Annotated in this window: 24 protein-coding genes; 15 read left to right on the forward strand and 9 right to left on the reverse strand. The window is 68.7% G+C overall.

Translation table 11 applies throughout. The annotated features are described in order from the left end of the window. The first annotated feature begins 25 nt into the window (after positions 1-25). Positions 26-271 (forward strand): hypothetical protein, encoded by a 246-nt coding sequence (locus tag A9977_RS02605; protein WP_310936078.1) that lies wholly within the window; start codon positions 26-28, stop codon positions 269-271. A gap of 13 nt (positions 272-284) precedes the next feature. Here A9977_RS02605 and A9977_RS02610 read toward each other — a convergent pair whose 3' ends face one another. The 5 genes from A9977_RS02610 to A9977_RS02630 form a co-directional block, all read right to left on the reverse strand. Continuing rightward, positions 285-914, reverse strand: a complete 630-nt coding sequence (locus A9977_RS02610) for a 2-hydroxychromene-2-carboxylate isomerase (protein ID WP_183023295.1) — start codon at positions 912-914, stop codon at positions 285-287. Beyond that, positions 911-2239 (reverse strand): MFS transporter, encoded by a 1329-nt coding sequence (locus A9977_RS02615; RefSeq protein ID WP_183023296.1) that lies wholly within the window; start codon positions 2237-2239, stop codon positions 911-913. The genes A9977_RS02610 and A9977_RS02615 overlap by 4 nt, the downstream gene beginning before the upstream one ends. A 16-nt stretch (positions 2240-2255) precedes the next feature. Next, positions 2256-3035: an aldolase gene (locus A9977_RS02620; protein WP_183023297.1), complete on the reverse strand. Its 780-nt coding sequence runs from the start codon at positions 3033-3035 to the stop codon at positions 2256-2258. A gap of 133 nt (positions 3036-3168) precedes the next feature. Then, entirely contained in the window at positions 3169-4047 is an 879-nt protein-coding gene (locus tag A9977_RS02625) for a LysR family transcriptional regulator (RefSeq protein ID WP_183023298.1), read from the reverse strand. A 102-nt stretch (positions 4048-4149) separates the two neighbouring features. Further along, positions 4150-4578, reverse strand: coding sequence for a CBS domain-containing protein (locus A9977_RS02630; RefSeq protein ID WP_183023299.1), 429 nt, complete (start codon positions 4576-4578; stop codon positions 4150-4152). 207 nt (positions 4579-4785) lie between these two features. On the opposite strand from A9977_RS02630, the gene A9977_RS02635 reads away from it, so the two are divergent. The 6 genes from A9977_RS02635 to A9977_RS02660 all read left to right on the forward strand — a co-directional run bounded on the left by A9977_RS02635 (position 4786) and on the right by A9977_RS02660 (position 11322). Further along, positions 4786-5199: a PaaI family thioesterase gene (locus A9977_RS02635; RefSeq protein WP_183023300.1), complete on the forward strand. Its 414-nt coding sequence runs from the start codon at positions 4786-4788 to the stop codon at positions 5197-5199. A gap of 90 nt (positions 5200-5289) precedes the next feature. Further along, a complete protein-coding gene (ylqF, locus tag A9977_RS02640) occupies positions 5290-6246 on the forward strand; it encodes a ribosome biogenesis GTPase YlqF (protein WP_183023301.1) in 957 nt (318 codons plus the stop codon). Between the two features lie 165 nt (positions 6247-6411). Then, complete coding sequence (locus A9977_RS02645) at positions 6412-7638, forward strand: ABC transporter substrate-binding protein (protein ID WP_183023302.1); 1227 nt, start codon at positions 6412-6414, stop codon at positions 7636-7638. 102 nt (positions 7639-7740) lie between these two features. Next, positions 7741-8616 carry a branched-chain amino acid ABC transporter permease gene (locus A9977_RS02650; RefSeq protein WP_183023303.1) on the forward strand — a complete coding sequence of 292 codons (876 nt, stop codon included), beginning with the start codon at positions 7741-7743 and terminating at the stop codon, positions 8614-8616. A gap of 5 nt (positions 8617-8621) precedes the next feature. Next, positions 8622-10589: an ABC transporter permease subunit gene (locus A9977_RS02655; RefSeq protein ID WP_183023304.1), complete on the forward strand. Its 1968-nt coding sequence runs from the start codon at positions 8622-8624 to the stop codon at positions 10587-10589. A 10-nt stretch (positions 10590-10599) separates the two neighbouring features. Next, positions 10600-11322 (forward strand): ABC transporter ATP-binding protein, encoded by a 723-nt coding sequence (locus A9977_RS02660; protein ID WP_183023305.1) that lies wholly within the window; start codon positions 10600-10602, stop codon positions 11320-11322. Between the two features lie 231 nt (positions 11323-11553). Here the strand turns inward: A9977_RS02660 and A9977_RS02665 are convergent, their stop codons facing one another. After that, positions 11554-11775: a hypothetical protein gene (locus A9977_RS02665; protein ID WP_183023306.1), complete on the reverse strand. Its 222-nt coding sequence runs from the start codon at positions 11773-11775 to the stop codon at positions 11554-11556. Between the two features lie 182 nt (positions 11776-11957). Here A9977_RS02665 and A9977_RS02670 point away from each other — a divergent pair, with 182 nt between their 5' ends. The 8 genes from A9977_RS02670 to A9977_RS02705 all read left to right on the forward strand — a co-directional run bounded on the left by A9977_RS02670 (position 11958) and on the right by A9977_RS02705 (position 21005). Beyond that, a complete protein-coding gene (locus A9977_RS02670) occupies positions 11958-12893 on the forward strand; it encodes a succinylglutamate desuccinylase/aspartoacylase family protein (protein ID WP_183023307.1) in 936 nt (311 codons plus the stop codon). A gap of 162 nt (positions 12894-13055) precedes the next feature. Next, on the forward strand, positions 13056-14654 hold the full coding sequence (locus A9977_RS02675) for an ABC transporter substrate-binding protein (protein ID WP_405054663.1): 1599 nt from the start codon (positions 13056-13058) through the stop codon (positions 14652-14654). 128 nt (positions 14655-14782) lie between these two features. Then, complete coding sequence (locus A9977_RS02680; protein WP_183023308.1) at positions 14783-15760, forward strand: ABC transporter permease; 978 nt, start codon at positions 14783-14785, stop codon at positions 15758-15760. After that, on the forward strand, positions 15757-16719 hold the full coding sequence (locus A9977_RS02685; protein WP_183023309.1) for an ABC transporter permease: 963 nt from the start codon (positions 15757-15759) through the stop codon (positions 16717-16719). Before A9977_RS02680 ends, A9977_RS02685 begins: the two co-directional genes overlap by 4 nt. Before the next feature lie 160 nt (positions 16720-16879). Then, positions 16880-17872 carry an ABC transporter ATP-binding protein gene (locus A9977_RS02690; RefSeq protein ID WP_183023310.1) on the forward strand — a complete coding sequence of 331 codons (993 nt, stop codon included), beginning with the start codon at positions 16880-16882 and terminating at the stop codon, positions 17870-17872. A 9-nt stretch (positions 17873-17881) separates the two neighbouring features. Beyond that, on the forward strand, positions 17882-18919 hold the full coding sequence (locus A9977_RS02695; protein WP_183023311.1) for an ABC transporter ATP-binding protein: 1038 nt from the start codon (positions 17882-17884) through the stop codon (positions 18917-18919). Continuing rightward, on the forward strand, positions 18916-19803 hold the full coding sequence (locus tag A9977_RS02700; protein WP_183023312.1) for an N-formylglutamate amidohydrolase: 888 nt from the start codon (positions 18916-18918) through the stop codon (positions 19801-19803). The genes A9977_RS02695 and A9977_RS02700 overlap by 4 nt, the downstream gene beginning before the upstream one ends. Beyond that, positions 19800-21005, forward strand: a complete 1206-nt coding sequence (locus tag A9977_RS02705; protein WP_183023313.1) for a M20 aminoacylase family protein — start codon at positions 19800-19802, stop codon at positions 21003-21005. Before A9977_RS02700 ends, A9977_RS02705 begins: the two co-directional genes overlap by 4 nt. A gap of 25 nt (positions 21006-21030) precedes the next feature. Here the strand turns inward: A9977_RS02705 and A9977_RS02710 are convergent, their stop codons facing one another. From A9977_RS02710 to A9977_RS02720, 3 genes are read right to left on the reverse strand one after another with little or no spacing between them, the layout of a single operon-like run. Further along, on the reverse strand, positions 21031-23025 hold the full coding sequence (locus A9977_RS02710) for a response regulator (RefSeq protein ID WP_183023314.1): 1995 nt from the start codon (positions 23023-23025) through the stop codon (positions 21031-21033). After that, positions 23022-23921, reverse strand: a complete 900-nt coding sequence (locus A9977_RS02715; protein ID WP_183023315.1) for a sensor histidine kinase KdpD — start codon at positions 23919-23921, stop codon at positions 23022-23024. The genes A9977_RS02710 and A9977_RS02715 overlap by 4 nt, the downstream gene beginning before the upstream one ends. Beyond that, complete coding sequence (locus tag A9977_RS02720) at positions 23918-24526, reverse strand: SpoIIE family protein phosphatase (protein WP_183023316.1); 609 nt, start codon at positions 24524-24526, stop codon at positions 23918-23920. Before A9977_RS02720 ends, A9977_RS02715 begins: the two co-directional genes overlap by 4 nt. Between the last annotated feature and the right edge of the window lie 36 nt (positions 24527-24562).

A 24562-nucleotide genomic window follows, 5' to 3' on the forward strand; every position in this document is an offset into this window, starting at 1 on the left:
GCCAGGCGGCCTGCGTGCTCTTGCCGTGACGGTCGAGGAGCCGAAGCCCGGCGCCTTCTTCTGGGTGCTGCTGGAGCAGGGTGTCGAATGGGCGCCGCTCTCGCGTGCCGCGCGGCCGTCCAAAGGCTATGCCAAGGCCATGGCGAACGGTCTGCTGGCCCTGCAGGGGCTGATCGAGGACCTAGAGGCGGGCCCGCGCGAGCCGGAGCGCGCGCCCGCGTCGGCGAAGAAGGGCACCACCTTCGGCTTCGGGTTCGGCGTTCTGAAGTGAGGCGGAGCGTGGCTCAGGTCGCAGGTGGCCCGGCCTCGCGCAGGCCATCCGCCTGCACCGCCTCTTCCAGGAAGTCGAGCCGGTCCTGCCCCCAGAAGAGTTCACCGTTCCACAGATACGAGGGCGAGCCGAACACCCCGGCGCGCACCGCCTCGTCGGTGTAGCGCTGGTAGCTTGTCCTCGTCTTCGCGCTGTCGGCCTGGCGCAGCAAGGCGTCCGCAGGCAGGCCCTGCGCGAGCAGGATGCGCCGCAGCGTCGAAGGGTCGGAGATGTCTTCCTCGTCGCACCATTCGGCCTCCAGGACCGCCTTGTAGAGGCGGGCCACCGGCGCTCCGCCCTGGTCGGCCGCGATCACGATGCGCGAGGCCAGCCCCGCATCGGGGCACATGAAGCGGGGCGCGGGGTTCACGTGGAGGCCGAGCCGCCGGCACCAGCGCCGGAGTTCCGCCACGCGGTAGGCCTGGCGCTCGGGCGACCGCTGGCCCAGCAGCACGCCCCCGGTGCGCGCGTACACCGCGGGCAGGTCGATCGGCAGGTAGCGCACCGCGACACCCTGGCGCGCGGCCAGGGCCTCGAGGCGATCGGCGCCGAGGTAGGCCCAGTCCGAGTTCATCCAGAAGTAGCAGTCGATCGTGGGGCTCATGGGTGGCTCGCTTTCGGTGCGCGCGGCACCACCGGCAGGGTGTTGAACTTCGCATCCCCATGCATCTTCCAGGCACTGAAGCAGGCGACCGCGCCCAGCAGGCTCAGGTACCAGACCACGTAGCGCGGATCGCCATTGCCCTTGCTCAGGAGCCAGATCGCGACGATGGGCGCCAGGCCGCCGCCGATCGCGCCCGAGACCTGCACCGCCAGCGAGATGCCGGTGTAGCGGACCTCCGGCGGGAACTGGCCCGAGAACAGGCTGCCTTCGGGGCCGTAGAGCAGCGCATAGACCAGGCCGATGGACACCACCAGCGCGGCGTTGACCCAGAAGGTCTCGCGCAGGTGCAGGAAGTGGAAGAACAGCGGCGCACAGGCCACGATGCCGAGGGTGCCCAGCATGAAGACCCACTTGTGGCCGATCCTGTCGCCCAGCCAGCCCGCGAGGGGCATCGACACCAGGGCCGCGGTGGCGCCCCAGATGGTGGCGTCGAGCATCACGCTGCGCGCGATGCCCAGGGTGCCGGTCGCATAGGCCAGCGCGAAGGTGACGGTGGTGTAGAACCACGTGACCTCGGCCAGCCGCGCCCCGATCACGGTCAGGGTCTCGCGCGGGTACTTCTTCAGCACCTCGGCCACGGGGAGCTTCACCTTCCGGCCCGTGTCCTCCATGCCCTTGAAGTCGGGCGACTCGGCCACCTTCACGCGGATGAACCAGCCGACGGCCAGCAGCAGCACGCTGGCCAGGAAGGGGATGCGCCAGCCCCAGGACAGCATGTCGGCCTCGGGCAGCTTGGCGACCGCGCCCATCGCGAGCGAGGACAGGATCAGGCCCGGCGCCACGCCGACCTGCGGCAGGCTGCCGAAGAAGCCTTTCTGGCCGGCCGGTGCGTGCTCGACGGCCATCAGCACCGCGCCGCCCCATTCGCCGCCCACCGCGATGCCCTGCAGGAAGCGCATCGCCACCAGCAGCACCGCGGCCCAGTAGCCGATCTGGTCGTAGGAGGGGATCAGCCCGATCAGGATGGTGGGCACGCCCATCAGCAGCAGCGTGATGAGCAGCATCGACTTGCGGCCCACCTTGTCGCCGAAGTGGCCGAAGACGATGCCGCCCAGCGGGCGCGCGAAGAAGCCCACCGAGTAGGTGGCGAAGGCGGCCATGGTGCCCACGACAGGGTCGAAGGCGGGGAAGAAGATCTTGTTGAAGATCAGCGCGGCGGCGGTGCCGTAGAGGAAGAAGTCGTACCACTCGATGGTGGTGCCCATCATGCTGGCCAGGCCCGCGGTGATGTGGCTGCGGCCGGTGGCGGGAGCTTGTGTGTTCATGGTGGTGGCTTCCGGATCAGCGCTGCTGCGCCTCGAGCCGGCGCGTCTGGCGGCACCAGTAGTCGAAGGTGCCGTTCACGATCGAGGGCTTGAGCAGGTAGTCGTGCGCTTCGCGCGCCAGTGCGTCGTCGACCGGTGTCAGCGGCCCGAACGCGGCCTGCGCGCGCAGCTGCATGCGCGCGGCGCGCTCGAGGTAGACCGACAGGTAGGTGGCTTCCTCGGTCGAGCAGCCGGCCGTCAGGTAGCCGTGGTGCGCGAGCACGATGGCGCGCTTCGCGCCCAGCGCCTCGGAGATGATCACGCCTTCCTGGTCGGCGATCGGCACGCCAGGCCAGTCGGCGAGGAAGGCGCAGTCGTCGTGCAGCGGCGTCATGTCCATCTGTGCGATCACCAGCGGCTGGCGCGCGGCCGCCAGCGCCGAGGCCCAGGGCGAGTGGGTGTGGACGATGGCGTTCACGTCCTGCCGGGCGCGGTAGATCCAGAGGTGGAAGCGGGTCGCGGGGTTGGGCATGCCCTGGCCCGTGAGCGTGTTCAGGTCCTGGTCGACCTCGATGAAGTCGTCGGGCGTGGCCTCGTCGAAACCCAGGCCGAAGCGCAGGGTCCAGTAGGCGTCGGGTCGCTCGGAGCGCGCGCTGATCTGGCCCGCGAGGCCTGCCTCCTGCCCGGTCATGGCCAGGATGCGGCAGGCCGCGGCCAGCGTCTCCTTCATGTCGCGGGGCGCCTGTGGCATGTGCAGCGCCATCTCGCGCGTGGCGCGCTCGTCGAAATATTCCTTGCTTCGCAGCGTGTCTCTCATGGGGGTCACCAGGTTCTTCTGCTGGCGACAGCAGGGGCCGATCACCCCTGCCGTCCAGCGTCGGAAAGTATCTGGATCGGCCCGCGTTCGAGCCATGAAGCAGCCTGCATAGCTCCTATGCGGGCGCGGCGGCTCAGAGCGTGGCGGCGATGTCCATGGCCGTGTCGATGAGCCGCTCGACGATGGGCGGAAGGGTCTTGTCGGCCTTGGTGATCACCACCACGCGCCGGCGCAGCACCGGCCGCGCGATCGCCACCTTGCGCAGCCGGTAGTCGACCAGCAGCTTGTCGGGGATCCGGCCGGGCAGGATGCAGGCGCCCACGCCCGAGGACACCAGCTTGAGGATGGCGTCCACCGTCTCCGCCTCGGCCGTGAAGTGGGGCGTGATGCCCGCGCTGTGGACCATGCGCCGCAGCATGTAGTGCGAAGGGAAGCCGACGAGTTTCGGGCTCTGCGCCGTGAGGTCGACCGGTCCCTCGACCGGGCTGGCCTCCTGCACGATCAGGCACATGTCATCGTCGAACAGCGGCCGGCACACCAGGCTCGCGGAGGCGACAGCCGCGTCGTAGACGAAGCCGGCATCGGCCTTGCCGCTCTCGACCAGGTCCACCACGTCGGGCGAACTACGGCCCATCAGCGACAGGTTGACGCTCTCGTGCTGGCTCACGAAGCGCGACACCACGTCGCTCATGAAGTAGTAGCTCAGCGTGTGCACCACCGCGAGCCGCACCGTGCCCTGCGTGATGCCCTCGCGCACGCGCAGCGTGTCGAGCGTGCGGTCGATGGTGTCGAAGGCGCCGGCGGTCTGTTCCTGCAACTGCCGCCCCGCGGCCGTGAGTTCCACGCCCCGGCCGGTGCGGGTGAACAGCGGCTTGCCCACATGGGCCTCGAGCGCGGCCAGCTGTCGGCTCAGGCCCGACTGGGTCTGGTCGAGTTCGTCGGCGGCGCGCGACAGCGAGCCCAGCTGCGCGATGCGCAGGAAGTAGCGAAGTTGGCGGTCGAAGGTGTCCATGGGCCCGGAGTTGCGGCAAGGCGGCCGAGCGCGCACTCTAGCGCCTGCGCGCGGAGCCGGGCCACCGAAGCCGCCGGCCATCGACCGGGCGCGACCCGCGGCTCAGCTCTGGATGTAGCTTGTCAGCTGCTCGATGGTCTGCTCGTGGTCCGCGATGATGTCGTCCATCAGGTCGCGGATCGACAGCATGCCGACCACCTTCTCGCCGTCGACCACCGGCAGGTGGCGGATGCGCTTCTGGCTCATCAGCGCCATGCAGTCGTGGGTGGGCGTCTGCGGCGTCACGGTGAACACGTTGGCCGTCATGATCTCGGCCACGCGCACTTCCTTGGAGTTCTTGCCGAGCAGCGCGACCTTGCGGGTGTAGTCGCGTTCGGAGAACACGCCGACCAGCTTGTCGCCCTGCATCACGACCAGCGCGCCGACCTCGTGGCGGGCCAGCACATGGAGGGCGTCGAAGACGGTGGCATCGGGCTCGGTGTGGTAGAGGCCGTCGGCGCGGCGCTGGAGCAAGGAAGAAACAGGTTTCATGGTCACTCCGAAAGACAAGGTGGGACGAAAACGTCGTGGGCTCGTGCTGCGTTCCATCATAGGGGTGCACCGAGGCAGTTGACCAGCCGGTCGCGCCTTGTCGTGGCCGCTGTCGCGCATGCAACTGTGCGCCGTGTCCGCGTCACCGGTGCGACGCGCGCCGGGCGCACCCCTTCGTACAGTGCCCGGACACCCCCGAAAGACACCATGCGCGACACCCTCCAGGCTCTGAGTTCCACCGCCACCTTCAACCGCTGGGCCGGCTTCGAGGTGGTCCGCGCCGAGGCCGGTGAAGCCGAATTGCGGATGGACTGGCGCCCCGAGGACATGGGGCAGTACGCGGGTTTCCTGCATGCGGGCCTGATCGGCGCGCTGCTCGACACGGCCTGCGGCTTCGCCGCCGCCACGGTGGCGGGGCAGGTCACGGCCTCGCATTTCTCGGTCAACTGCATCGCGCCCGGCGTGGGCCGGCGCTTCGTGGTGCGCGCACGGGTGGTCAAGGCCGGCCGGCGCCAGGTCTTCACCACGGCCGAGCTTTTCGGGCAGGGCGAGGATGGCGAACTCCGGCTGGTGGCCACCGGCGACACGATCCTGGTGCCGCTCGAGTCCCCCGCGCGCTGACGGGCGGAAGGGGCACTTCGAAGGGGCGCCCCGTCTTCGCGGACAATGCGGGCCCTCCCGCACATCAGCAGACACAAGGAAAAGCGCGCCATGGCCATTCAGTGGTTTCCCGGCCACATGCACCTGACCCGCAAGGCCATCGGCGAACGCATCAAGGACATCGACGTGGTGATCGAGCTGCTCGACGCCCGGCTGCCGGCCTCGAGTGCGAACCCGATGCTGGCCGAGCTCACCGGCCACAAGCCGGGGCTCAAGGTGCTCAACAAGCAGGATCTGGCCGACCCGGAGCGCACCGCGCTCTGGCTGGCGCACTACAACGCGCTGCCCGAGACCCGTGCCATCGGCCTGGACGCGAGCCAGGCCACGCCGGCGCGCGCGCTGGTCGAGGCCTGCCATGCGCTGTCGCCCAACCGCGGCGGCATGGCCAAGCCGATGCGGGTGCTGATCTGCGGCATCCCGAACGTGGGCAAGTCCACGCTGATCAACACGCTGGCCGGCGGCCGCAAGGCCAAGACCGGCGACGAGGCCGGCATCACCAAGCTCGAGCAGCGCATCACGCTGGCCGACGACTTCTACCTCTGGGACACGCCCGGCATGCTGTGGCCGCGCATCATCGTGGCCAAGAGCGGCTACAACCTGGCGGCCAGCGGCGCGGTCGGGCGCAATGCCTTCGACGAGGAGGAGGTGGCGCTGGAGCTGCTCGACTACGTCAAGCGCCGCTATGCAGGCACGGTGGCGGCGCGCTTCAAGCTCGATCTCGATGCCGCCGCGGTGGCGGCGCTGTCCGACGAAGACCTGCTCGAGGCCATCGGCCGCAAGCGCGGCGCGCTGCTGGGCAAGGGGCGGGTCAACGTGCAGAAGGCGGCCGAGATCGTGATGCACGCCTTCCGCGACGGCAGCCTGGGCCGGATCACGCTGGAAACGCCCGAGGAGTTCGCGGTCTGGCTGGCCGAGGGCCAGCAGCTCGACGCCGACCGCCAGGCCAAGAAGGCCGCGCGCGGGGCCGGCAAGGGCGGGCGCCCGCCCGCAGCCCCCAGCGCCGACTGAGCCCGGGGGAGGGCGGCTCGCACCAGCGCGGTGCGGCTGCCCGCTAGGGTTGTCACTCTCTGCAACAGGTGACGTTCTGGCTATGTTCGTTGAAGTCCCGCTCGACCGTTCGAGCGCGGCGCGAGACCTGAGTCCCGTAGTACTTCGACAACATTGGAGACATACATGCAGTTCCGCTTCAAGCACCTGGCCCTGGCCAGTGCCATTGCCCTCTCGACCGCCGCCTTTGCCGCCGACCCGATCAAGATCGGTGTCGACGGGCCCTTCACCGGCGGTTCGTCGTCGATGGGCGTCAGCATGCGCGACGGCGTGCGCCTGGCGACCGAGGAGATCAACAAGGCCGGCGGCGTGCTGGGCCGGCAGCTGCAGTTGGTCGAGCGCGACGACGAGGCCAAGAACGAACGCGGCGTGCAGATCGCCCAGGAGTTCATCAACAAGGAAAAGGTGGTGGCCGCAGTCGGCTACATCAACACCGGCGTGGCGCTGGCCTCGCAGCGCTTCTTCCAGGAAGCCAAGATCCCGGTGCTCAACAACGTGGCGACCGGCTCGATCATCACCAAGCAGTTCGAGAAGGAGCCCGAGAACTACGTGTTCCGCAACGCGGCGCACGACAGCATCCAGGCGCCGATGATCGTGGAGGAGGCCATCACGCGCCGCGGCTACAAGAAGGTCGCGATCCTGGCCGACTCCACCAACTACGGCCAGCTGGGCCGCGAGGACCTGGAGAAGGCGCTCAAGAGCAAGGGCATCACGGCCGTGGCGGTCGAGAAGTTCAACATCAAGGACGTCGACATGACGGCCCAGCTGCTCAAGGCCAAGGAAGCCGGCGCCGAAGCCGTGCTGACCTACGGCATCGGGCCCGAACTGGCGCAGATCGCCAACGGCATGACCAAGCTGGGCTGGAAGGTGCCGATCGTGGGCAGCTGGACGCTGGCCATGGCCAACTTCATCGACAACGCCGGCCCGGGCGGCGATGGCGCGCGCATGCCGCAGACCTTCATCCAGGAGCCGACCACGCCCAAGCGCAAGGCCTTCATCGACAACTTCGTGAAGACCTTCAAGCCCAAGAACAACCGCATGGACTCGCCGGTGTCGGCGGCGCAGGGCTACGACTCGATCTACCTGCTGGCCGCGGCCATCAAGCAGGCCGGCAGCACCGACGGCCCGAAGATCAAGGCCGCGCTCGAGGACCTGAAGACGCCGGTCGAAGGCGTGGTCACGACCTACGACAAGCCCTTCTCCAAGACCGACCATGACGCGATCACCGCGAACATCCCGGTGTTCGGCGAGGTCAAGGGCGGCCGCGTGGTCTACGCGAATGCGGAAGACCAGAAGAACGCCGCCAAGGTGCAGCTCAAGGACCCGGCCGCCAACGCCGCGCTGATCAAGTAAGTCCCTGGCGCCTTGGCGCCGTCCGGCGCCGCCCCGGGTCCTGCCCGCGGCGGCGTCTTTCCTGATCGTCGGCGTTCCGCCGCGTCTCGCGAGAGCTTCCGCATGCAAATCCTGACCCAACTGATCTTCAGCGGCATCGCGCTGGGCATGATCTATGCCGTCATCGCGTTCGGCTACCAGCTGACCTTCGCCACCTCCGACACGCTGAACTTCGGCCAGGGCGATGCCCTGATGCTGGGCGCGCTGGTCGGCCTCACGCTGGTGGGGCTGGGCGTGAACTACTGGTTGATGATCCCGATCGTCTGCCTGTTCGGCGCCTTCCAGGGCATCGTGGTCGAACGCATCGGCGTGCGGCCGGCGATCAAGATCAAGTCGGAGTTCGGCTGGATCATGTCGACCATCGCGCTGGGCATCATTTTCAAGAACGTGGCCGAGAACGTCTGGGGCCGAGACGACCTCAAGTTCCCCTCGCCGCTGCCCGAGTCGCCGCTCAAGTTCCTCAACGCCAACGTGCTGCCGATGGAGATCCTGGTGGTGGTGGGCGCGCTGCTGATGATGCTGGCGGTCGAGTTCTTCAACCGCAAGACCATCTACGGCAAGGCCGTGGTCGCGACCTTCAACGACCGCGACGCCGCCAAGCTGATGGGCATCAACACCGGCCTGGTGATCACCTTCTCCTATGCGCTGTCTTCGATGACGGCCGCCTTCGCCGGCGTGCTGATCGCGCCGCTCACGCTCACCGGCGCCACCATGGGCGCGGTGCTGGGCCTGAAGGCCTTCGCGGTCGCGATCATCGGCGGCCTGACCAGCGGCATGGGCATCGTGGTGGGCGGCATCATCCTGGGCGTGGCCGAGACCACCACCGGCTTCTACCTGAGCACCGGTTACAAGGACGTGCCCGGCCTGGTGCTGCTGCTGATCGTGCTGGCGGTGCGCCCGCAGGGCCTGTTCGGCAAGACCGCCATCAAGAAGGTCTGAACGAGATGGCTGTCCACACCGAGAAACTCCAGCCCCGCCACCTGCTGCTGGCCGTCGCGGGCGTCGTCGCGCTGCTGCTGTTCCCCATCGCCTTCGACAACCCGTACTACATCCACCTGCTCGAGACCATCATGATCTACGCGATCGTGCTGTTCGGGCTCGACATCGTGGTCGGCTACACCGGCCAGGTGTCGCTGGGCCACGCCGGCCTGTTCGGGCTGGGGGCGTACACCGCGGGCGTGCTGGTGTTCAAGCTGGCCGCGCCCTTCTGGGTCACGGTGCCGGCCGCGATCCTGCTCACGGCCGGCTTCGGCGCGCTGCTGGCGCTGCCGGCGCTGCGCGTGTCGGGGCCCTACCTGGCGATGGTCACGCTGGCCTTCGGCACCATCATCCAGATCCTGATCAACGAGATGAGCTTCCTGACCGAGGGGCCGATGGGCATCAAGCTCGAGAAGCCCTCGCTGTTCGGCCACAAGCTCGACGAGCGCGAGTTCTACTGGGTGGTGGTGGTGCTGATGGTGCTGGCGCTGATCGTGGTGCACCGCATCCTGCGCTCCCACCTGGGCCGCGCCTTCGAGGCGCTGCGCGGCAGCCCGGTGGCCTCGGACTGCATGGGCGTGTCGGTCTACCGCTACAAGGTCTACGCCTTCGTGATCAGCGCGGGCTTCGCCGGGCTGGCGGGCTGCCTCTATGCGTACTCCGAGCAGTACATCTCGCCCAACTCCTACAACTTCGAGCTCACGGTGCTGTTCCTGCTGGCCGTGATCATGGGCGGCCGCAAGAGCCGCATCGGCTCGATGCTGGGCGCGGCCATCATCGTGCTGCTGCCCAAGCTGCTCGACGACGTGGTGCTGTTCCGCTACGTGTCGGTGGCGCTGGCGGTGCTGGTGTTGATCACGGCGGTGGTCGCTGTGCAGCGCCAGCGCGCCACGCCGGTGCAGATGGCGATTCCCGTGGTGGGCAGCATCGCGCTGGCCGGCCTGGCCTTCTGGTTGCAGACCATGACCGATTGGCGGCTCTCGATCTTCGGCGTGATCATGCTGTTCGTCGTGTACTACCTGCAGGACGGCATCGTCGGCTTCGTGCGCAAGGCCTTCAACATGCGCCGGCCCGCGCCGGTGGTCGAGGTCACGGCCGGCGGCGCCGGCGCGGCCGATGCGGTGTCGGTTTCGGCGGCGGGCAAGACCGGCGAAGAGGTGCTCAACGCCGCCGGCGTGCTGATGCAGTTCGGCGGCCTCAAGGCGCTGAACAACGTCGACCTGAGCATCCGCCGCGGCAGCATCCACGGCCTGATCGGGCCCAACGGTTCGGGCAAGAGCACGATGATGAACGTGCTCACCGGCATCTACGTGCCGACCGCGGGCGCATTGACCTTCGCGGGCCGTTCGCTGGTCGGGCGCACCTCGGCCGACATCGCGCTGTCGGGCATCGCGCGCACCTTCCAGAACGTGCAGCTGTTCGGCGAGATGACCGCGCTGCAGAACGTGCAGGTGGGACTGCACCACACCTTCGACAGCAACCTGGCCGATGTGGCGCTGCACACGCCGCGCTACCGGCGCGAGCGTGACGCCGCGGCCAGCCGGGCGCTGTCGCTGCTGGGCTTCGTCGGCCTGGCGGAGTTCGCGGTGGAGGAAGCGCGCAACCTGCCGTACGGCAAGCAGCGCCTGCTCGAGATCGCGCGTGCACTGGCGCTGGACCCGCAGCTGCTGCTGCTCGACGAGCCCGCGGCCGGCCTGACCGCGCCCGACATCAAGGAGCTGATCGCGATCATCCGCAAGATCCGCGACCATGGCATCACCGTGATCCTGATCGAGCACCACATGGACGTGGTGATGAGCATGTGCGACACGGTCTCGGTGCTCGACTTCGGCCAGAAGATCGCCGAGGGCGTGCCGGCCGAGGTGCAGGCCGACGAGAAGGTCATCGAGGCCTATCTCGGCGGCCAGGCCGACGCCGCTCCGAACCCCGCCTGAGGAACCGTCCATGCTGACCATCCACAATCTTTCGGCCGGCTACGGCAAGGTGCAGGTGCTGCACGGCATCTCGATCGAGGTGCCCAAGGGCAAGGTCGTGACCTTGATCGGCTCCAACGGCGCCGGCAAGACCACCACCATGCGCGCGGTCTCGGGAATGATCGTGCCCACTGCGGGCGAGATCACGCTCAACGGCAAGCGCATCGACGGGCTCGAGAGCTACCACATCGCCAAGCTCGGCCTGGCCCATTCGCCCGAAGGCCGGCGCGTGTTCGCGACCATGACCGTGACCGACAACCTCACGCTGGGCGCGTTCCCGCGGCTCACCGGCAGCCGGCCGCGCGGCGACGTGGCGGGTGACCTGGAACGCGCGCTGGAACTGTTCCCGCGGCTCAAGGAGCGTCGCATGCAGCTGGCCGGCACGCTGTCGGGCGGCGAGCAGCAGATGCTGGCGATGGCGCGCGCCGTGATGCTGAACCCCGAGGTGGTGCTGCTCGACGAGCCCTCGATGGGCCTGGCGCCCATCCTCGTGGCGGAGGTGTTCCGCATCATCGAGCGGCTCAAGAGCGAGGGGGTGACGATGCTGCTGGTCGAGCAGTTCGCCGCCGCCGCGCTGGGCGTGGCCGACTACGGCTACGTGCTGGAGAACGGCCGCATCTCGCTGCACGGCCCGGCCGACAAGCTGCGCAGCGATCCGGCGGTGAAGGCTGCCTACCTGGGCGGTGGGCACTGAGGGAACGCGGAAAGCCGTACGCGAAGCGCGCGAAGGTTTCGCGAAGGACGCGAAAGCGAAGACCAAGGAAATGATCTTGGACTTTGCCTCGCGCCTTCTCGGCAGCGTTGTGCGCTCGAGAGTCGTATGGCTCTGCAAAAACGCGGCGCGAGCAGAAACCAATTTTGGTATTTCTTTTTTGCGTCCTTCGCGAAACCTTCGCGTCCTCTGCGTCCGGTACCCGATCCCGAACTATGCGTCCTTCGGCACGATCTTCCCGGCCTCGAGATACTCCTCGTACTGGATCAGCGGGATGGCCGTCAGGCCGACCACGCCTTTCTCGGCCTCCCAGCTCAGCGTGGCGCTGTCCGGCGCCAGCACCACTTCGACCACCGTGCCTTCGGGGATGACCAGCGGCACGCCGTCGCCGGGCGAGTAGGTGACGTGGCCGCGGATGGTTGCGAATTGGCTCATGGGTTCCTCCGAAAAGACGAGCCCGCGGGACGCAGGCCACACCCGATTGGAATCGGGGCCGGGCGCGGCGCGTGTCGGAGAAGGGGCCGTGTTGCGCTGCGGCAAGCGGGGCACGGCCGACGCGCTGTTGCGATGTGTAGCAAACTGGCGACCCCCCGCACGAACCACTTCCTTTCATCTTCATGACATCTCCTGAACCCGCGCTCGAAGTCCTGCCCCGTGACCTGTCGGCCTACCGCGAAGGCAACACCGGCGTCGACTACGTCCACCGCTTCGAATCGGGCAAGCCCGGCCCGCACGTGCTGATCAATGCGCTGACGCACGGCAACGAAATCTGCGGCATGGTGGCCGCGACCCACCTGCTCGACACCGGCGTGCGGCCCAAGATCGGCACGCTCACGGTGAGCTTCTCGCACATCGAGGCCTACAACGCCTTCGACGAAGCCAAGCCCTACGACAACCGCCAGATCGTCCACAACCTCAACCGCATCTGGTCGGCCGAACTGCTCGACGGCAGCGAGGACAGCCCCGAGCTGCGCCGCGCGCGCGAGCTGCGCCCGGTGATCGACGCGGCCGACTACATCCTCGACATCCATTCCACCAGCCAGGACGTGGTGCCCTTCTGGGTCTACCCGGCCTACGAGCGCAACGCCGAGGTCGCCCTGTCCGTCGGCCTGCCGCCGGTGCACCTGGTGATGCCCAATGGCCTGGGCTCGGGCACGCCGCTGATCCAGTACGGCCACCACGGCGAGGCGGAAGGGAAGGGTGCCGCGATGGTGGTCGAATGCGGCCAACATTTCAAGCAGTCGGCCGCCGACCTGGCCACGGCCGTGACGCTGGGCTTCCTCGCGCACTTCGGCCTGATCGACAAGGACCCGGCCGCGCCCGCGCCCGGCCCGCAGCGCCGCTTCGAGCTGCTGCAGACTCACATGGTGAAGGACGCCAGCTTCGCCTTCACCCGGCCGCTGATCGGCTTCGAGACCTTCGCCGAGGGCGAGCTGATCGCGATGAACGGCACCGAGGAAATCCGTTCGCCCTGCGACGACTGCACGATCTTCATGCCCACGCGGCTGCCGATCGTGGGCCGCGAAGCGGTCTACCTGACCCGGCCCATCTAAAGCGGCCGCCCGGAGGCGGCGAGCGGGTTATCACGGGGACGCGGCGGCGGCCGCGAACCCTATTCTGGAAGACACGTCCGATGCGACGTGGTGCAGTTCTTGCAAGCCCTGCTCCACGCCTCATCGACATCCTTTTTCCGAACCCGCTGGAGAACTCCGCCCATGCCTGGAAACCCGTACCGCCGTCCGATCGCCTTCAAGCTGCTCGCCACCCTCGTGGTGGCCGGCTCGGCTTTCTCGGGCACCGTCTTCGCGCGCGACCTGGTGGTCGCGCTCAAGACCGAGCCCACGTCGATGGACCCGCAGTACCACGCGCTCACGCCGAACATCCAGCTCTCGCAGACGCTGTTCGACCCGCTGGTGTGCGTCGACGCCGACCTCGCGCCCGAACCCTGCCTGGCCCAGTCCTGGACCGCCGAGGGCAAGGTCTGGACCTTCAAGCTGCGGCCCAACGTCAAGTTCTCCGACGGCTCGCCCATGACCTCGGCCGACGTGCTGTTCACCATGGACCGCGTGCCCAAGGTGCCCAACAGCCCGTCCTCCTTCAAGGTCTACCTGCAGAAGGTCGAGAAGATCGAGGCGCCCGATCCGCTGACGGTGCGCATCACCACCACCGAGCCGTACCCACTGCTCGCCATCAACATGGTGGGCCTGCCGATCATGTCGGCCAAGGCCGCGGCCGGGGCCGCGCCCGAGGGCAAGACCACCACCGAGCTCAACGCCGGCAACGGCCTGGTCGGCACCGGCCCCTACAAGTTCGTCTCGTGGAAGCGCGGCTCGGAGATCATCTTCGAGCGCAACCCCAACTACTGGGGCAAGGCGCCGGCCTGGGACAAGGTGATCTACCGCCCGATCAGCAATCCGGCCGCGCGCACCGCGGCGCTGCTCGCGGGTGACGTGGACCTGGTGGAAGACCCGCCGACCGACGACCTCGAGCGCCTCAAGAAGGACGCCAAGCTGCGCGTCGAGACCAAGGCCTCGAACCGCATCATCTACGTGGCGCTCGACCAGAACGGCGAGACCACGCCCGGCATCACCGGCACCAACGGCAAGAACCCGCTGCTCGACAAGCGCGTGCGCGAAGCGCTCTCGCTGGCCATCGACCGCTCGGCGCTGGTGTCGCGCACCATGGGCGGCGTGGCCTCGCCCGCGGCGCAGTTGCTGCCGTACCCGATGTTCGGCGCCAGCAAGAACCTCACGACGGCCGCCAAGCCCAACCCCGAGAAGGCCAAGGCGCTGCTCAAGGAGGCCGGCTATCCCGACGGCTTCACGCTGGTGCTGGGCACGCCCAACGGCCGCTACATCAACGACAGCAAGGTCGCGCAGACGCTGGCCGCGATGTGGACGCGCATCGGCGTCAAGACCTCGATCGACGCCAACGCGCCGGCCGTGTTCTTCAAGAACCGCGACAGCTACACCTACAGCGCCTACCTGGCCGGCTGGGGCACCGCGACCGGCGAGATGTCGAACACGCTGAACTCGCTGCTGGTCACGCCCGACAAGGACAAGGGCCTGGGCACCACCAACCGCAGCCGCTACTCGAACCCCGAGATGGACAAGCTGGTGGCCGAGTCGGCCAACCAGATGGACGACAAGGCGCGCGCGGCCACGCTGGCCAAGGCCAGCGAGATCGCGATGGCCGATTTCGCGATGCTGCCGATCCACTTCGAGCACTCGGTGTGGGCGATGAAGAAGGACGTGAGCTTCAAGGGCCGCGCCGACCAGCAGACCATGATCCAGTACGCGGTGCCTTCGAAGTAAGCCCGCAGGCATCCGACGCTGCCGCAGGGGCGACGGGCCGCAGAGCCCGCGCCCGATCGATCTTTGTTCCACGATGACGGCCGGTCTCTTCTGGAAGGGGCCGGCCCCCACGATCCTTTCCTGACGCGATGTCCGCCTTCATCATCCGCCGCCTGCTGCAGGCCGTGCTCGTCATGGCCGTGATGTCGGGCCTGGTCTTCGTCGGCCTTTACGTGGTCGGCGACCCGGTCTCGATGATGGCCAGCGCCGAGGCCACCGACCTCGAGCGCGACGAGATCCGCGCCGCCTTCGGCCTCGACAAGCCGCTGTGGCAGCAGTACGCGCTGTTCATGCAGCATGCGGTGCAGCTCGACTTCGGCAAGAGCTTCCTCACCGGCCAGTCGGCCATGGGCCTGATCCTCGAGCGCATGCCCGCCACGCTGGAGCTGGCGGTGGTGTCGATGGGGCTCGCGATGCTGGTCGGCGTGCCGCTGGGCATCTGGGCCGGGCTGCGGCCGCATGCGCTGAGCACGCGCGGCATCATGACCGGCTCGGTGCTGGGCTTCTCGCTGCCCAACTTCTGGGTCGGCCTGATGCTGATCATGGTGTTTGCCGTGTACCTGGGCTGGCTGCCGGCCAGCGGGCGCGGCGCCACGGTGCACCTGGGGCCGCTCGACCTCAGCGTGCTCACGCTCGACGGCTGGTCGCGGCTGGTGCTGCCGGCCGTGACCATCGCGCTGGCCAAGGGCGCGCTGATCATCCGGGTGACGCGGGCCGCCACGCGCGAGGCGCTGCCCATGGACTACATCAAGTTCGCGCGCGCCAAGGGCCTGGGCTGGAGCCGCATCCTGCGCGTGCACCTGCTCAAGAACATCATGATCCCGATCGTCACCGTGGGCGGCCTCGAGTTCGGCCAGGTGGTGGCTTTCGCGGTGGTCACCGAGACCATCTTCGCCTGGCCCGGCATGGGCAAGCTGCTGCTCGACTCGATCATCACGCTCGACCGCCCGGTGGTCGTGGCCTACCTGATCCTCATCGTGTTCTTCCTCGTGATGCTCAATCTCGCGGTGGACATCCTCTATTCGGTGCTCGACCCGCGCGTGCGGCTGCAGGGAGCCAAGGCATGAACGACACCACCCTCCAGGCCGCGGTGGCCGCCCCCGAGGCGCTGCCCGCGCTGATCGCCGAAGGACCGGTGCTGCTGCCACCGCCCGAGACGCCCTGGCAGCGCTTCCGGCGCGAGTTCCTGGCCAACAAGCTGGCGGTGTTCGGCCTGGTGCTGCTCACGCTGGCGGTCGGCGTGGCGCTGCTCGCGCCCTGGATCTCGCCGCAGAACCCCTACGACATCGGCAAGCTCGACATCTTCGATTCCAAGCTGCCGCCCGGCAGCAAGGACGCGGCCGGCACCATGACCTACTGGCTGGGCACCGACGGCCAGGCGCGCGACCTGCTCTCGGCCATCTTCTACGGCCTGCGCACCAGCCTGATGGTGGGCGGCATCTCGGTGGCGGCGGCGCTGGCCATCGGCAGCGTGGTCGGCCTGGCCGCGGCCTACTTCGGCGGCTGGATCGACGCGCTGCTGATGCGCATCGTCGACATCCAGCTGTCCTTCCCGGCCATCCTGGTGGCGCTGATCCTGCTGGCCATCCTGGGCAAGGGCGTGGACAAGGTGATCATCGCGCTGGTCATCGTGCAGTGGGCCTACTTCGCACGGGCCGCGCGCGGCGCGGCGCTGGTCGAGCGCGCCAAGGAATACATCGAGGCCGCGCAGTGCATGTCGCTGGGCTGGCCGCGGGTGCTGCTGCGCCACATGCTGCCCAACTGCATGCCGCCGCTGATCGTGATCGCGACCATCGACCTGGCGCACGCCATCGCGCTCGAGTCGACGCTGTCCTTCCTGGGCGTGGGCGTGCCGGTGACCGAACCCTCGCTGGGCATGCTGATCGCCAACGGCTTCGAGTTTTTGCTCTCGGGCAACTACTGGATCTCCTTCTTCCCGGGTATCGCGCTGGCGCTGTCGATCGTGGGCATCAATCTGGTGGGCGACCACCTGCGCGATATCCTGAACCCGCACAACGCCAAATGAAGCTCACCCCCAGTCTTCGCGCACTGCGTGTCGCTTCGCCCACCCCCTTCGAGGGGGCGGCACCCGCGGCCCGGCAAAGCCGGTTCCGCGGTGCCCCACGACCTCGCTGCGCAGATCGCGTCCTCGGCTCCTCGTTCAACCGCTGCGAGGGTGCTCGCCGATGACCGCACCATCTTCTTCGCAGCCCGTGCTCGAGGTGCAGGGCCTGCAGACCCATTTCTTCACCCACGGCGGCGTGGTCAAGGCGGTCGACGGCGTCGACCTGCGTGTGAACGCCGGTGAGATCCTCGGGCTGGTGGGCGAGTCGGGCTCGGGCAAGAGCATCACCGGCTTCTCGGTGATCGGCCTGATCGATGCGCCCGGGCGCATCGCGGGCGGCCACATCCGCTACCTGGGGGAGGAACTGGTGGGCGCATCGGAAGCGCGACTGCAGAAGCTGCGCGGCAAGGAGATCGCGATGATCTTCCAGGACCCGATGATGACGCTCAACCCGGTGCTGCGCGTCGACACGCAGATGGTCGAGGCCATCCATGCGCACGAGAAGGTCAGTGCCAAGGCCGCGCTCGCCCGCGCGCGCGATGCGCTCGCGATGGTCGGCATTCCTTCGCCGGAGGAGCGGCTGCAGACCTATCCGCACCAGCTCTCGGGTGGCATGCGCCAGCGCGTGGCCATTGCCATCGCGCTGCTCAACCGGCCCAAGCTGATCATTGCCGACGAGCCGACCACGGCGCTCGACGTGACCATCCAGGCACAGATCCTCTACGAGGTGCAGAAGCTGTGCCGCGAGACCGGCACCGCGATGATCTGGATCACGCACGACCTGGCGGTGGTCTCGAGCCTGGCCGACCGAATTGCCGTGATGTATGCGGGGCGCATCGTGGAGAGCGGCGCCACGGCCGACGTGATCCGCGCGCCCTCGCACCCCTACACGCGCGGCCTGATCGATTCGATTCCCACGCGCGCCACGCACGGCACGCTGCTGCGGCAGATCCCGGGCATGACGCCTTCGCTGCTGCACCTGCCGCAGGGTTGCGCCTTCCGGCCGCGCTGCGGCCATGCGACCGACACCTGCCTGGCCGTGCCGCAACCCGAGCCCGCGCCCGCGGGCAAGACGGTGCGCTGCTGGCACATGCTGACCCCCGAGATGGCCTGAAGAACCCGCATGGACACCGTTCTCGAACAACCCATCCCCGTGACGACCGGCACGCCGCTGCTGCAACTGCAGGGCATCTCCAAGCGCTTCACGCAGGACATCGACCTGGCCGCGCGCATCGCCAACCTCATGGGTGCCCAGAACCGCGCCTCGGTGGTGCATGCGGTGGCCGACGTCGACCTGGAGATCCGGCCCGGCGAGGTGATCGGCGTGGTCGGTGAATCCGGCTGCGGCAAGTCGACCCTGGGCCGCGTGATCGCGGGCATCAACCCACCGACCGAAGGCACGGTCAGCTACCAGGGCAAGCCGATCGCGCAGATGAACGCCGCCGAGCGCCGCGCCTGGGGTCTGGGCGTGCAGATGATCTTTCAGAACCCCATGGCCTCGCTCAACCCGCGCATGCGGGTGCTCGACATCGTGGGCGAGGCGCCGGTGGTGCACGGCCTGGTCAAGGCCTCGCAGAAGGCCGAGTACGTGGGCGCGCTGATGCGCCAGGTCGGGCTCGACCCCGACTACGCGCAGCGCTACCCGCACCAGTTCTCGGGCGGGCAGCGCCAGCGCATCGGCATCGCGCGCGCGCTGGCCCTCAAGCCGCGGCTGATCGTCTGCGACGAGGCGGTGGCCGCGCTCGACGTGTCGATCCAGGCCCAGGTGCTCAACCTGTTCCTCGCGCTGCGTCGCGAGTTCGACCTGACCTACCTGTTCATCAGCCACAACCTCGGCGTGGTGGGCCATGTGTCGGACCGCGTGGTGATCATGTACCTGGGCCGCATCGTCGAGGTCGCGCCCACCGAGACCATCTTCAGCGCGCCCAACCACCCGTACACACAGGCGCTGCTGTCGGAGCTGCCCACGCTCGAGACCACGCGCCGCGCCTACCAGCCCATCAAGGGCGAACTGCCGTCCCCCCTGGCGCCGCCGCCCGGCTGCGCCTTCCACCCGCGCTGCCCGCACGCGATGCCGCGCTGCAAGGTCGAGGCGCCGCTGCTGCGCACGCTGCAGACCGGCCACACCAGCGCCTGCCACCTCAACGACATACCCTCATGACCACCACCGTCCTTCCGAGCGTTCCGACGCCGTTCCCTCCTTTCACGCTGCGCCTGCCCGAAGGCGAGCCCGTGCCGCTGGTCTGCGACTCGCCGCACAGCGGCACGCAGTACCCCGACGACTTCGGCTACGCCGTGCCCTTCGACGTCCTGCGCGGCGGCGAAGACACCGACGTGCACGTGCTGTGGCAGGCGCTGCCTTCGGTCGGCGCGACCCTGCTCGCGGCCGAGTTCCCGCGCGCCTACATCGACCCCAACCGCGACATCGAGGACATCGATGCCGAACTGCTGTCCGGGCCCTGGCCCACGCCGCTGCAGCCCAGCGAGAAGACGCGCCTGGGCATCGGCCTGATCTGGCGCGACGCCGAGAAGAACGGCAGGTCGCCGATCTACGCGCGCAAGCTGCCGGTGGCCGAGGTGCAGCGCCGCATCGCGACTTACCACGCGCCGTACCACGCCGCCATGCAGGAACAGATCGAGGCCGCCTACGCGCGCTTCGGTGCCGTGTGGCACCTGAACCTTCACTCGATGCCCGCCGATTCGTACGAGGGCCTGCAGATCCAGAGCGACCATCCGCTGGCCGACTTCGTGCTGGGCGATCGTGACGGCACCACGGCCGCGCCCGAGTTCACCGCGCTGGTGGCACAGGCGCTGAAGAAGCGCGGCTTCAGCGTGGCCATCAACGACCCGTTCAAGGGCGTGGCGCTGATCGCCCGCCTGGGCCGGCCGGCCGAGCGCCGCCACAGCCTGCAGGTGGAGATCCACCGCGGCCTGTACCTGGACGAAAAGACCCGCGAGCGCAGTGCGGACTTCGATGCGCTGCAAGATGCGCTCACCGCCGTCTCCCGAGAAATTGCCGACTACGTGAAGGACCAAGTCAAATGACCGTGATTGCCGACATCGAAGAACGCCACGCGGAATTCACCGCGCTGCGCCGAGACATCCATGCGCACCCCGAGCTCGCCTTCAAGGAGACGCGCACCTCAGACCTGGTGGCCGAGCGCCTCGCGGCCTGGGGCATCGAGGTGCACCGCGGCCTGGGCCAGACCGGCGTGGTCGGCGTGCTGCACGGCAGCCGCGGCCCGGGCGAGCGCGCCATCGGCCTGCGCGCCGACATGGACGCGCTGCCCATGCCCGAGCACAACCTGTTCAAGCACGCCTCGAAGAACCCGGGCCGCATGCACGGCTGCGGCCACGACGGCCACACCGCGATGCTGCTGGGCGCGGCGCACTACCTGTCGACGCACCGCGATTTCGAGGGCACGGTCAACTTCATCTTCCAGCCCGCGGAGGAGGGCGGCAACGCCGGCGCCAAGGCCATGATGGACGACGGCCTGTTCGACAGATTCCCCTGCGAGGAGATCTACGGCCTCCACAACATGCCCGGCTTCACGACGGGCCACTTCGCGTTCCGCAAGGGCGCGGCCATGGCTTCGAGCAACCGCTTCGACATCATCGTGCGCGGCACCGGCGGCCATGCGGCCCAGCCGCACAAGGCGGTCGACACCATCGTGATCGCGGCCGAGATGGTCGGCGCGCTGCAGACGCTGATCTCGCGCCACAAGAACCCGATCGACGTGGCGGTGGTGAGCGTGACGCAGATCCATGCCGGCGATGCCTACAACGTGCTGCCCGGTGAAGCCGTGATCCGCGGCACCGTGCGCACCTTCAGCACCACGGTGCTCGACGAGATCGAGAGCAACATGCGCCGCATGGCCGAACTGCTGCCGCAGGTGCACGGCGGCACGGGCGAGCTCAAGTTCCACCGCGCCTATCCGCCGCTGGTCAACTGGGACGCGCAGACCGACTTCGCGATGCAGGTCGCCAAGGACACCTTCGGCGCCGACAAGGTCGACCCGAACACGCCCCAGCACGGCGGCGCCGAGGACTTCTCCTTCTACCTGGAGAAGGTGCCGGGCTGCTACCTGTTCGTCGGCAATGGCGGCGGCGGCCACCGCGAGGACACCTACCACGGCATGGGGCCGTGCGAGCTGCACAACCCGAACTACGACTTCAACGACGAGCTGCTGCCGGTGGGGTCGACCTACTGGGTGCGGCTGGTCGAAGCCTTCTTCGCGCGGGAGTGACCCCGGGCCCGCGGCGGGCACTCGGTCAGTCGAGGGTGCCGAAGCCCGAAGGCGCGCCGCGGAGCCTGTCGATCCCGGCCAGCAGCACATGGGGCTGGACCGGCTTGCCCAGGTGCAGGTCGAAGCCGGCCTCGAGCGCACGCTCGCGGTCCTGCGGGCGGGAGAAGGCGGTCAGGGCCACGGCCAGGATGCGGGGCCGGTCGAATGCACTGGTCAGCTCGCGCAGCGTGCGCATCAACTCGTAGCCGTCGCGGCCCGGCAGCCCGATGTCGCTCACCAGCACGAAGGGCCAGCGCTGCCTCGCGGCTTCGAGGGCCGAATCGAAATCCACGGCCACGCGCACCTGGGCGCCGGCGTCGGCCAGCATCATCTCCAGCATCTCGCTGGCTTCGGTGTTGTCCTCGACGATCAGCACGTCGACGCCTGCCAGCGGATGGTCGCCCGGCAGCGCGGCGGCGGTCGTGGCCACCGGGTGCGCGGGCAGCGCGGGATGCGCGTCGGTGGCACGCAGGGTGACCGTCAAGGTCGCCCCCTGGTCCACGCCCGGGCTCTGCGCCATCGCGTCGCCACCGTGCATCTGTGCCAGGTGCCTGACGATCGACAGCCCCAGCCCGAGCCCGCCATGGATGCGGTTGTCCGGCGAGTCGCTCTGGCTGAAGCGATCGAACAGGTGGCCGAGGAAATCGGGGCGGATGCCGCGTCCGAAGTCCTGCACCGACAGCGTGAGCACATCGCGCTCGCGCTGCAGCGTCACCCGGATGACGCCACCCTCCTTGGAGAACTTGATGGCGTTGGTCATCAGGTTCCAGACGATCTGCTGCAGGCGGGTCGGGTCCAGCCAGTGGGCTTGGCCGGTGGGCAGCAGGTCGAGTTCGAGGCGAAGCTGCTTGCGCACCAGCGAATCGCGCAGCCCCTCGATGGACTCGCTCACGACCGCCGCGGCGTCGCACCACTGCGGGTCGAGCCGCAGCTTGCCGGAGCTGATCCGCGAGACGTCGAGGATGTCCGAGATGATGCGTGCCTGCGCATGCACGCTGCGATCGATGGCCTGCAGCGCGCGCATCATCTCCGGCGCCGCGCCGCGCTTCTTCAGGATGTGCACCCAGCCCGAGATCGCGTTGAGCGGCGTGCGCAGTTCGTGCGACAGCACGGCGACGAAATCGTCCTTCGTCCGGCTGTGGCGTTCGGCCGTCGTCCGCGCGGCCTGCTCGCGCTCCAGCACTTCCTGCCGACGGCGGTCGAGCTCCTGCCGTTCCGAGACGTCGACCGCGATGCCGATGCGCAAGCCGGTCTCGACATGCGCCGAGATGCTCCATTGCAGGTAGACCCAGCTGCCGTCGGGCCGCACCAGCGGGAATTCGCCTTGCCATGGCGCGCCGGCCGCCAGGGCGTCGACCGTGCGTTCCCTGACGAAGTCCGCCCATTCGGGCGGCGCCAGGCTGCTGATCGGCCGCTCGAGCAATTCGTCCGACGGCCGGCACAGCATGGCCACCATCGCCGGATTGACGTCGGCGAAGTGGCCGTTGGCGTGGATCAGCACGATGCCGCTCATGGCCTGGCTGAAGACCGCGCGGAAGCGCGTGTCGCTGCGGCGCAGGCTGTCTTCCGCCATGCGCGCGCGGATCAGGGCCTGCAGCGTCGCCGTGAGCACCGCCGGCTCGACCGGGTGGACCAGGTAGGCGTCGGCGCCCGCGTTCAGGCCCGCGACCTTGTCGGCGTTCTGCACATAGGTGGCGGACAGGTGGATGACCGGAAGCAGGGCGGTCGCAGCATCGGCGCGCAGCAGGCGGCAGACCTCGAAGCCGTCGATGTCCGGCAGGTGCACGTCGAGGATCACGGCCGAGGTGCCGCGCGGTGCCATCGCCACGGCCTCGGCGCCGGTGGCGGCTTCCTCGGTGCGGAAACCGGCGGCGCGGATGATGCGCGCCGTCGAATAGCGGGTGGCCGGGTTGTCGTCGACCACCAGCACCGTGTGCAGCGACCGGTCGATGGTGGTGTTGATGACCGCGCCGTCCGTCATGGGACCTCCGGCGCGGGGGCGCCTGCCACGTGCAGCGGCAGGATCACCGAGAAGGACGAGCCCTTGCCCAGTTCGCTCTCCAGCTCGACGTGCCCGCCCAGGATGCCCGCGAGCTGCTTGCACAGCGAGAGGCCGAGGCCGGTGCCACGCAGGCGTTTCTGGACCGGGGAGTCGACCTGCGAGTAGTCGTCGAAGACGGCCGCGTGGTATTTCTGTTCGATGCCGATGCCTGTGTCGAGCACCGAGAAGCGGACCGTGTGGTCGTCCTGCCGGCGTGCCGACACCCGGATCTCGCCGCGGCTGGTGAACTTCAGGGCGTTGGCGATGAAGTTGCGCAGGATCTGCGAGAGCTTGCGGTCGTCGGTGTAGAGCCTGGGCAGGCCGACCGGCTCCTCGAACACCAGGTTCACCTCCGGGTTGGTCAGCACCGACTTGAACATGCCGCGCAGCGCGGCAAAGATGTCGACCATCTCGAACCAGGCCGGCGAGATCTCCACGCGCCCGGCCTCGATCTTGGCGAGGTCGAGCAGGTCGTCGACCATCTCGGCGAACTCGGTCGCGGTCGACTGGATGAAATCGACCTGCTTCGACTGCTCGTCGGTCAGGGGCCCGTCCACGCGATCGCTCAGCAGGCGGGCGATGCTGCGGATCGCGTTCACCGGCGTGCGGAACTCATGGCTCATGTAGGCCAGGAAGCGGCTCTTGAGTTCGTTCGCGCGCTTGAGCTCCTCGGCCTGGGCATCGAGTTCCGCATAGAGGGCGACCACGCCGCGGTTGGTTTCTTCCAGCTCGGACCGCAGCGCGTCGATCTCCTCGCGGGCGGCCGCGAGCAGCGCGGCGGCCTCGCCGTGCGCCGACGGCGTGTCCACGGCCGGCGAAGTCTGGTGGGGGCTCATGCTATCGCCGCCTCTCGCAGCACCACCACGGTGGCGTCGTCGCGGCCGCGCGAGAAATCGCGAAACAGGATGGCCGCGGCGAGGGTCGGGTCCCGCTCCAGCACGGGGAGGATCGGCGCGGTGTCCCAGCGGCTCGCGAGGCCGTCGCTGTGCACGATCGTCACCCCATGCAGGGGCAGGGCCAGCGTGCTCTGGTCCGGTTTGCGGATCTGCACGCCGGCGGTGCCGTGCTGCGTGGCCATCGAGCGATCGAACACGCCCGATACGACGCGCACGGCCACGTTGCCGGCGCCCGCGCACTGGACCGTCTGCGCCTCTGCATCGACCCGCAGCGCGCAGACCGCGGCACCGCGTGTCGACTGCAGGCGGACGTGCGTGCGCTCGACCATGCCGCGCAGCTCGCCCGCGGCATCGTCCGAGAAGACATCGAGGGCGGCCTGCGACGCCTGCGCCGCCTGCGGACCGTGGCCCAGGCCATCGGCCAGCATCACGGTCGCCCGGCGGCCATCGAGCGCCACCGACCAGGCATCGCCGCACACCGTCTCGCCCTGGATGGGGACGCAGACCGACCCGAAGGCGAAAGACGGCGCGTCGCCCGTCTCCACCGTCGCCGGTGCTCCCGCGTTGCGACCGACACGTGC

Origin of the sequence: Variovorax sp. UMC13 (assembly GCF_014170375.1) — a bacterium.
GTDB lineage: Bacteria > Pseudomonadota > Gammaproteobacteria > Burkholderiales > Burkholderiaceae_C > Variovorax.